Source organism: Edaphobacter sp., assembly GCF_035532915.1.
Classification (GTDB): Bacteria; Acidobacteriota; Terriglobia; order Terriglobales; family Acidobacteriaceae; genus Edaphobacter.
In genome coordinates, this window is sequence record NZ_DATKQC010000434.1 from 1 (window position 1) to 8,564 (window position 8,564).

Annotated in this window: 9 protein-coding genes and 1 pseudogene; 4 read left to right on the forward strand and 6 right to left on the reverse strand. The window is 59.6% G+C overall.

The window, feature by feature from the left end; all coding sequences use genetic code 11:
- The 4 genes from VMU57_RS20340 to VMU57_RS20355 form a co-directional block, all read right to left on the reverse strand.
- Positions 1 to 924: ParB/RepB/Spo0J family partition protein (locus VMU57_RS20340; protein WP_325386778.1), on the reverse strand; the 924-nt coding region annotated here is incomplete at its 3' end.
- Between the two features lie 84 nt (positions 925 to 1,008).
- Positions 1,009 to 1,167, reverse strand: coding sequence for a hypothetical protein (locus tag VMU57_RS20345; protein ID WP_325386779.1), 159 nt, complete (start codon positions 1,165 to 1,167; stop codon positions 1,009 to 1,011).
- 211 nt (positions 1,168 to 1,378) lie between these two features.
- Complete coding sequence (locus tag VMU57_RS20350) at positions 1,379 to 1,639, reverse strand: hypothetical protein (RefSeq protein ID WP_325386780.1); 261 nt, start codon at positions 1,637 to 1,639, stop codon at positions 1,379 to 1,381.
- An 18-nt stretch (positions 1,640 to 1,657) separates the two neighbouring features.
- A complete protein-coding gene (locus VMU57_RS20355; RefSeq protein WP_325386782.1) occupies positions 1,658 to 2,032 on the reverse strand; it encodes an ArdC family protein in 375 nt (124 codons plus the stop codon).
- Positions 2,033 to 2,786: 754 nt separating this feature from the next.
- On the opposite strand from VMU57_RS20355, the pseudogene VMU57_RS20360 reads away from it, so the two are divergent.
- Both VMU57_RS20360 and VMU57_RS20365 read left to right on the forward strand, forming a co-directional pair.
- Positions 2,787 to 2,945: pseudogene (locus VMU57_RS20360) on the forward strand (transposase); the annotation flags it as partial.
- Entirely contained in the window at positions 2,912 to 3,550 is a 639-nt protein-coding gene (locus tag VMU57_RS20365) for an IS5 family transposase (protein WP_325386784.1), read from the forward strand. The pseudogene VMU57_RS20360 and the gene VMU57_RS20365, both read left to right, overlap by 34 nt.
- Positions 3,551 to 3,722: 172 nt before the next feature.
- Here the strand turns inward: VMU57_RS20365 and VMU57_RS20370 are convergent, their stop codons facing one another.
- The gene (locus tag VMU57_RS20370; protein ID WP_325386786.1) at positions 3,723 to 4,988 is read right to left on the reverse strand and encodes a hypothetical protein; all 1,266 of its coding nucleotides are present in this window, start codon (positions 4,986 to 4,988) and stop codon (positions 3,723 to 3,725) included.
- Positions 4,989 to 5,085: 97 nt separating this feature from the next.
- Positions 5,086 to 5,637: a hypothetical protein gene (locus VMU57_RS20375; protein WP_325386788.1), complete on the reverse strand. Its 552-nt coding sequence runs from the start codon at positions 5,635 to 5,637 to the stop codon at positions 5,086 to 5,088.
- 297 nt (positions 5,638 to 5,934) lie between these two features.
- On the opposite strand from VMU57_RS20375, the gene VMU57_RS20380 reads away from it, so the two are divergent.
- Both VMU57_RS20380 and VMU57_RS20385 read left to right on the forward strand, forming a co-directional pair.
- Positions 5,935 to 6,510, forward strand: coding sequence for an ECF-type sigma factor (locus VMU57_RS20380; protein WP_325386790.1), 576 nt, complete (start codon positions 5,935 to 5,937; stop codon positions 6,508 to 6,510).
- 46 nt (positions 6,511 to 6,556) lie between these two features.
- Positions 6,557 to 8,564, forward strand: a 2,008-nt coding sequence (locus VMU57_RS20385; RefSeq protein WP_325386792.1) for a serine/threonine-protein kinase, incomplete at its 3' end; no start/stop codon positions are given.

The window sequence follows — 8,564 nt, forward strand, 5'->3', positions numbered from 1 at the left end:
ATACTGGTTGCGGGGTACAACTGCGCTGCCCTCGGCGGGTTTGCCGTAGGCGGTGGTGATCTGTACCAGCTTGGGTTTAGCTGCTACCGTCCGCTTCACATGCGCGTCCACCTTGGCCGCATAGCAAGCGGGATCGGAGCAGGAATCGTGCTGTGCCGCGATGCCCTCGAAGAGCAGCGTATTGTGCCCAGTGCGCTTGGGGCATTCAACGCAGGAACCCGCATCGGGCACAAGCGTTGCGTCGTCTTTCGAGAATGGCGCGGTGGCAAGCTCCAGCAAAATGTTGTGCTCAATCCACTGTTGGAGATGGCGGACAGGGAGCAAGATGCGCTTGGGCTTGCTACCGTTGGTGTAGCTCGTCTCCTGCCAGCAGGCGGCGAGTGCTTCCTCTTGTTGTGCGGTTTCAAGTTTGGCGAGCAAAAGTGCGTGGCCTACACCGATCTCGTCTTTCGCAAAGGCTTCGGTGACTGCCGGGGCAAGCTGTGCGAGGCGGGCGCGGGCTACGACGTAGGCGGTTGCCTTGCCCACTTTCGCGGAAATCTGCTCTGGTGTGTAGTCCAAGTGCAAAAGCGAAACGAACCCTGCCGCCTCGTCCAGCGGGTGAACGTCGCGCCGTTGCAGGTTTTCAACGATGCTGGTTTCGAGGGCTTGCGCGTCGGTGAGTTCCACGATGCGCACGGGAACGGAGTCGAGTCCGGCCAGTAGCGCCGCGCGGTAGCGCCGCGCCCCGGCCACGATCTCGAATGTGGTGGAACCTTTGGGCCGTACCAAGAGCGGCGAAAGTACGCCTTGACTGCGAATCGAATCTGCGAGTTCATTAAGACTTCCCTCGTCAAACGAGCGCCGGGGATTTGCCGGTGACTCGGTGAGGCTCAAGATGGGCAGATTGCGATACTCGGACTGTGTTGCGATTGCTGTCGTCATGGGGAATACCTCCGTATACGGTTGTCGAACGTGAGTGCATGAGCGGGCGTCCGACGTGGCAGACGCCCGCCCAGAACGTGGCCCTTAGCTGGCCGGTGCGAACTGTTCCGGTTGCGCCGCCTCTTCCGGGCAGATAGCGCCGAGAATCACAGCGGACGTGCGCTGGATGACTTCAAGGCTTTCAGTCAGCAGCGCCACGTTTCCGGCGTAGGTGAGGATGTAATCGCTGGCGGCGGTTCCCATCTCGAGGCCAATCGCTTGGCCTACGACAAAGGCGACGGCTTCGGCTTCGGTCTCACGTACGGTGGCCGTAGTCGTGGTGCGCCGCTCAATTTTGTGCAGAATTTCATGCGCTTATGTTGCGCACAACATAAGTGTGCTGTTTCGTGAACCAGAGTGACGAACTCCTCGGCCTTCGACTGGCCGGGAAGCAAGGCGATCTTGCCGCCGTAGCTCACGCCGAAAGCCGGGGCGATTCTCTCGTTGAACTCAAGGGCGATGTTCTGTTGCGCAAGAAAATCAATGAGCCGTTCGCGATGTTCGCCACTTCGCCGGAGATGCTGTGCTCGAACCCCGGCAGGTCCGCGCCCTCGGTCTGCTCCACGTCGAAAACATACACGGCGCGAAAGCCGATGAGCACAGGGCGAGACTTGGCGTTGCCGTCCGCGTCGGCGTTCTGTATGTCCTCGGCGTTCCTCCGCCCTTGGCCAATCATCGGCGCGAGAATCTGGATTCACTTCTCGCCGCGCTTCACGAACCGACCCATTTCTTTCCATGTGCCGAATCCTGCCACGCGCGTTGCTGTGGGCCGCTGCTGCGCAATGGCAACGATATTGCCAAAGCTGTAATTGTGGAATCGCGCCATCGCGGTTAGATATGCGGCCAAAGTCTCGCTCTTGCCTGCCTCTACCTGCTTGATGAGGAAATTCACCGCCTGCTTGATGATGAGTTGGGTTGGATTGTCTTTCTGCGCAGTGCGTCCCTGATAGGGCGAATCGCTGCGGTTGCGCTGCGCCGCACTTTTCCTGTGCGGCGCAGCTTGGCTGCTGGCTGTGCTATTGCTGGCGGTGGTGGCTGCGATGCTGGTAATGTTGTTGCTGCGTTTCATGACGATGCTCCTGCGTAGCCCCGTGGGGCCGATTGGCGTCCAGAAGCAAGAGCACTCAAACCTAATTTTTTTCGTTGAGTGCCCCCCTTCATGGCTCTTCGCAACGGGCGGAGGCGGGAAGGTTCAGTCTAGGGCGCGCGGTCGGTGCGCGTTCATCGAAGCGCAGCGGAGACCCTTGACGGGTTCTTCCCGCCTCTGCCAGACCGTTGCCTGAAGCGGGGGCGCTCAGACGAGAAAGAAATCTGGTGACACTTCCTCATTGCTGTACACTCGTGCCCATGTAGGGGACGGGTGTTGGGGGGCAGAAACGCCACATATTCAACGGCGCTTCTTATATAGCGTCACGTTTCCCAAAGGTAACTTCCATTGCTCGTGCGAGATTTTCTGGCTGATAGGTTGATATAGCGGAGTGTGGGGCGAATATCCTTATGTCCGAGTGCGCGAGATACCAAGACAACATCGCAACTGTGCTGATGCAGCGTCGTGGCGAACCCAGCCGCAGGTACGGGCATTTCTGAAGGAGGCGGGCCGAACCTGTCATGAGCCGGAATTGGTGCCAAGTCACGCACGGCGGATGTTGGGTTGCCGAAACCGAAGGCGATGGGAGCTTCATAACGCCTGTCGCTGTTTCCTGAACGGCCGGATACCGAACGGTCCGTCCGGTGATGTGGGAGGACGGCGGGGCAACCCCGCCTCCTACCCTATTAGGGCGTGTTCACACTACTGACATCTGAGCCTGGTAACATGCAGACAGATGGAAATCACGCCAGAGCAGTACGAAAAGATCCGTGGAAGTCTGCCTGTACAGCGCGGCAACGTACGGCTGACCAACCTCCAGGTGCTCAACGCAATCCTTTATGTCGCCGAGCAGGGATGTAAGTGGCGAGGCCTTCCCCGGCGGTTCGGCAACTGGCACACCATCTACGTCCGCATGAATCGCTGGGCGAAGAACGGTGTGCTGGATCGCGTGTTCGAGAAGCTGCAGATGGAACAGATCGTGCGCATCCGCATCGAAGCCTTCGCGCTGGATTCAACCATCGTCAAGGTTCATCCCGACGGGACCGGAGCTTTAAAAAAAGCGGACCACAGGCCATCGGGAAATCACGAGGCGGATGGACCACGAAGATTTGTATGGTTGCCGCGAATGCTCGAACGGCCATAACCTTTTCCCTTTCTCCGGGCCAGGCGCATGACGCGCCCGCTGGCCGTGCGCTGCTGACCGAGCTCGGTCCGATGCCGGAGAGACTTCACCTGGTGATGGACCCGGCCTATGAAGACGGCGAAACTCGCCAGCTGGTGCTCGATCTGGGCATGATCCCCGTAGTTCCGCCGAAGTCCAATCGCATTGAGCCATGGGAATATGATCGGGCGCTCTACAAAAAACGCAACGAGATTGAGCGACTGTTCCGGAGGCTGAAGGGCTTCCGCCGCATCTTCTCCCGCTTTGAGAAGCTCGACGTGCTCTTCCTGGCATTCCTCTACTTCGCCCTCATTGTCGAAGCTCTCCGCTTAGTGTGAACACGCCCTAGTCTTCTACGCTGCGTCAGGTCGTGCTTGCCATCTTTGGCCTGCCACAGCGATCACAGCAAATAGGATATGGCCACTCGCGCCAGATGAGGCGTAACGGCTTGCTCTTACAGCGCTGATTTCTTCGTCTCTTGAGTTAGATTTCCCGATATTCGTTCGCATCTCACTTCGGCGCCCCGTTGCCGTGGACCTGCGTGGTTGGCGTCCAGTTGCCCTGGAGCACGCCATTGGGATTCGAATTCGGATCGTTCGTCTGATACCACTGCGATCCGTTCGTCCACGTCTGCGAGTACGCGTTCGACACATTCGTGGGAACTCCGTTCGGTCCCACCACCGTCTGCTGATCCAGCGCGTAGTCCACCCAGTCCGACGCCGCGGTAGACCGCGCGTTCATCGACGCGTTCGCGTTATTCATCGAGCTCTCGAACGAAGACTCCTGCTGCTGCATGAACTGCTGATGCTGCGCCGCCGAACGCGCCATATTCTGCTGGAACGCGCTGTACATCATCTGGCTGAAGGCTGCGTCCCTGGCGTTCGCCGCCGCCATCCTCTGGTCGGCCGCCCGCTGGTTTTGCTGATACAGCCGTTGCATCACCGCCTGCCGATACTGCGGCGGGGCCACCCCCTTAGGCAGATTGTTGCTGTCCACCAGCTGCACTAACGCATCCAGTCGCCCCTCGGGCGCCGTGAGTACCGTCATCCGCGCAAAGCACTGTCCGCCATACATGGCTTCCTTGTTCACCGAACACACCACGCCGGCCAGCAGCCGTTCCTCCACCACAAAGGACCCGTTCACCACTTCCGCCCGCAACGCCGCCGTGTCCGCTGTGTTGTCGGTCTGCATCATCTGGGGCTGACGGGCGCCGTTCTGCTTCCCCTGTCCCGCAAAGTTCGTTGCCCACTGCGAAAAAGCCGCCGGTACCGGCATCGTCCCCACCACGTGGACTCCGCCCTGCATCGTGCCAATGTAGTAGGTCAGAAAATCCGCTGCCGAAATCGGCTTCGAGATGCTCGCGCAGCCGCTCTGGTCTGTTTTGTACTTCGGGTTCCACTTCCATCCCATGGGCGGCTCGCCCCGCATCTGCATCAGTCCGTCCGGCGAATAGGCCCGATAGATCGGGGCGGGCCCGATCGAGGTGCACGGCATAATCATGGAGATACCCTGCAACTTCCACCCCGCCGGGATTGTCAGGGTTGCCGACACCATATTGTTCAGCGAAGGATCGGTGATCTCTGCCGTCGTCAGTTGGCTCGAAAGGGCCGAGCCTGCTAGGTACGTGGCAGGCCCGGCCTTCGCGCCCGGCTGCGCGCCGGAGCCGCCGGTCGCAGCCTCAGGATCTGCCGCGCTGCCCGGCGATGCCTTGCAGCCCGCCAGCAGAAGTGCGATCGCCACAAAAACAGTGAGTCCCTGACTGAATCTCTTCCTCATGATGAACCTCGTATCTCGTGAGATTTTCCCACGTGTTACTCCTATGCTTCGCCGATCCGGAGATTGGCACGGTGAACCGTTCTCAATTCTCCGGCGATCATACCTTCTGGATCGACAGTCCTGTGCGTTCTGCAATCAGTCGAGCCACCTTCTTAGGGCGGAAAAATGTGAACGACGAGAATCTGGCCTCGCTTCCGTCACTACCCTGGACCCAAAACTGTTGCACATTGACTGCGCGCCTGCTCTTGATGGCGGCGATCTGATCCCAGGCTAGAAAGAGGTCCGCGGGCTTCTTCTTCGTGCCCAGGCTAAAGTTCACACCCCGGCTGTCGAGCACGGCCCGGTAATTCAACATCGCCCGGCCCAGCTTCCAGAACCACGGACACATATATCCGAAGGCCAATACCCCAAAGCCCCACTGTGCCGCACTCCATGCATTCGCTGCGTTGAGCCCCCCATTCGTAGAGAAAATCGAGAACACCACCAGAGCCAGGCACACGGATATAATGGCCGCAAAGCAGGCTCCGCTCATGGTGACCCAACACAGGAATCTGCTGTTGCGCAACACCACTGGCTTGGCACGATTGAGTTCGATCTGGGAACTGATGCCTGCTGACGGCCCCGCGGCCGGAAACTGGGTCGTACTCATGATGAAACCTCCTCCCGGGCTTGGTCCGACCGCTATTGCCGGCTGAAAACAGGGCCAGGCGATACCCGCGCAGTAGTCTCAAAGGGAGAATCCGACTGCGGGCCAAATGCTCTTCCGACATGAACGCGTCAATCAATGTGAAAATGTGTTACGGGTAGAAAAAAGAGCCGGCGATGCCGCTGGACGGTCTATTCTAGCCATAAAGGAAAGTTCATTTTACCGCCACGGAATCGCTAAGACCGCGGAGCATGAGTTTCAGGCGCGGTTCGGAACCCGAGAGCAGCAAGAAGGCATCGTTTGACGGACGATCAAAGCCAGCAGCATGGTGAGGTTACGGTTCTCCTCCGCGAGTGGGCAGCCGGCAAGCCGGATGCTCTGGACCGGCTTTTCGAGGTCGTCTACCCGGAACTGCGAAGGATCGCAGGCGCTTTGTTTCGTGGTGAGCGCCCCGAGAATCTGCTGCAGCCGACGAGTGTCGTGAACGAACTTTTTCTCAAGCTGATCCGGCAGCGCAGCCTTCGCTTCGAAGATCGAGAACACTTCTACTCGCTCTCCGCCCGGCTCATGCGCCGCGTCCTCCTGGATCACGCGCGCGGCCAGCTGCGTGGTAAGCGCGACGGCGGTGTCTCCGTCCCATTTGAAGAGGGCCTGGCCTGGATTGACGCCAGTCCAGTTGGGGCGATCGATCTCGACCGTGTTCTCAACGAGCTCGATGCTCTCGATCCGCGCAAGTGCCGCATGGTGGAGTTTCGATTTGTCCTGGGCTTCACAGCGGAAGAGACCGCGGATCTTCTCAATACCTCGAAGGCTACAGTCGACCGCGAACTCCGGTTTGTCCGCGCCTGGTTGTATGAGCGGTTGCACTCCGCATGATTCAGTTTGCCGCCGAATCGCGCGAACCTTGGGAGAGCGAAAAGGAATGACTCAGGATTCAGAAAACTGGGATCTGCTGCAGGCGCTGTTCCACCTGGCCGAGGAAACTCCTACGGAGGATCGCGAACGTGTGCTCGCTGTGCATTGCCCCGATCCGCAACTCGTGCGGCGTGCCTTGACCCTCTTCCAAAGCGCTGAATCCCTGAGCGAGGAATCCACCGCACATGTCCCGGAGACCGCTTCGCCCCGGGCCGGGCCATACACGTTGCTTCGCCTGCTCGGCGCCGGCGGAATCGGCAGCGTGTATCTCGCAGAACGCATCGTGGGCGGTGCGCCGCAACGGCTCGCTCTGAAGATGCTGGCTCCCCACGCCGCCGGGACATCCTTCATTGAGCGGTTCCAGCGCGAGCAGCATATTCTCGGCTCGCTCGATCACCCCAATATCACCCGGTTTATAGATGCTGGCCTTACCGACTCGGGCCAGAGATACCTGGTCATGGAGTACGTCGACGGTGAGCATCTCGATGTCTACTGCGACAATCGCAAGCTGGAGATTCCGGAGCGGCTGCGTCTGTTTCTCGATGTGTGCGACGCGGTTGCCTATGCGCACCGCAATCTGATTGTCCATCTCGACCTTAAGCCGTCGAACATCCTCGTGTCGCAGGAGGGCTGCGTCAAGCTCCTCGACTTCGGTACGTCCAAGCTCATCCAAACCGACAGCCTGTTCACCACCACCGTAATGGCCACGCCCGCATACGCGAGCCCCGAGCAGCTGCGAAATGAGCCCGTCACCACTGCGTGCGACGTTTATGCGCTGGGCGCCGTTCTCATTGAGCTTCTTTGCGGGCAGCGTCCCTATGCGAATTCGTCGGTGGCTGCCATGATCGAGCGGGCAATCGCGGAACAACGTCCGCAAAACCTCCTGGTCGCGATCACGGTCGAGGCGGCTCAGAATCGAGGCGTGACAGAGGCGCGGCTTCGCCAGGTTCTCGCTGGCGACTTGCAGACAATCACCGAGAAATGTCTCAGACCACGCCCGTCTGAAAGGTATGCCTCGGTTGACGCATTGGCGCAGGATATAAGGCACTATCTCGACGGTGAACCGGTCATGGCCCGCCGACAGACCGCGATCTACCGGCTCGGCAAATTTGTTCGCCGCCATCGCGTGGGAGTGACAGTCGGCTTAGCCACGGCGGCGCTACTCGTCGGAAGCCTGAGCTATGCGGCCTGGCGCCAGCAGCAGGCCCTCCGCGCGGCGCAACGTGCCGAGCGAATGCAAACCTTCATGCATCAGCTCTTTCGTCTCGCCAACTCGAATTACACCGGTAAGCCGGCTGTCACGGTTCCGGAGTTTTTGCAGTTAGGCGTGAAGATGCTGCCCGACTACATCCGCAATCCCGACGACCTGCTTGCAGCAAAGGTTGCGCTTGCCGAATCGATGTACGATAACGGAGACCTGGACGGCGCTCGAAAAATTTTCGAGCTGACCGCTGCAACCGCCCGATCCATGGGGAATGCCGATGCCGAAGCAGAGTCAGAGGCGTTCGCGGGGCAAATAGCGTTCTCTGAGGGAGATAAAAAAGATGGGATGCAGCTTACGGCCGATGGTCTGAGGGCTTCGCAACGGCCGGGAGTTACGCCAGCAGTTCGCGTTCGGGCAGCGGATTATTACGCCTGGAATCGGGAAAATTATGACCTGGCCGACGAAGACCTTCGCTTGTTGCGCTACGCAGCGGACGAAGCGCGCCGCAACAATCTGCCCTTGCATGAGAAGGCCGACGCAATTCACTTGCTTGCCAGTAACCTGGAGTACCGCGGCCAAACCGATGAAGCTCAGCGGCTGGATGACGAGGCGCTGGGGCTTCTGAGCCAGGATCCCGCATCGGTTTGCGACAAGGCGGAAATCTACGGCGAGCTCGCCGAAGTGAAGGAGTTGAACCTTGATTTTCAGGGCGCTCTCCCCATGTTCCAAAGCGCCTACAGCGGATACAGCACCTGCTCTGGAGCTGACGGGCGTGAGGCAATTTCGATGCTGGCTTACGAGGCCGCTGTGC

Coding starts and splice junctions, on each gene's coding strand:
- VMU57_RS20345 (WP_325386779.1), bottom strand. CDS start 1,167: ATGGGAACCGCCGCCAGCGATTACATCCTCACCTACGCCGGAAACGTG.
- VMU57_RS20350 (WP_325386780.1), bottom strand. CDS start 1,639: ATGATTGGCCAAGGGCGGAGGAACGCCGAGGACATACAGAACGCCGAC.
- VMU57_RS20355 (WP_325386782.1), bottom strand. CDS start 2,032: ATGAAACGCAGCAACAACATTACCAGCATCGCAGCCACCACCGCCAGC.
- VMU57_RS20370 (WP_325386786.1), bottom strand. CDS start 4,988: ATGAGGAAGAGATTCAGTCAGGGACTCACTGTTTTTGTGGCGATCGCA.
- VMU57_RS20375 (WP_325386788.1), bottom strand. CDS start 5,637: ATGAGTACGACCCAGTTTCCGGCCGCGGGGCCGTCAGCAGGCATCAGT.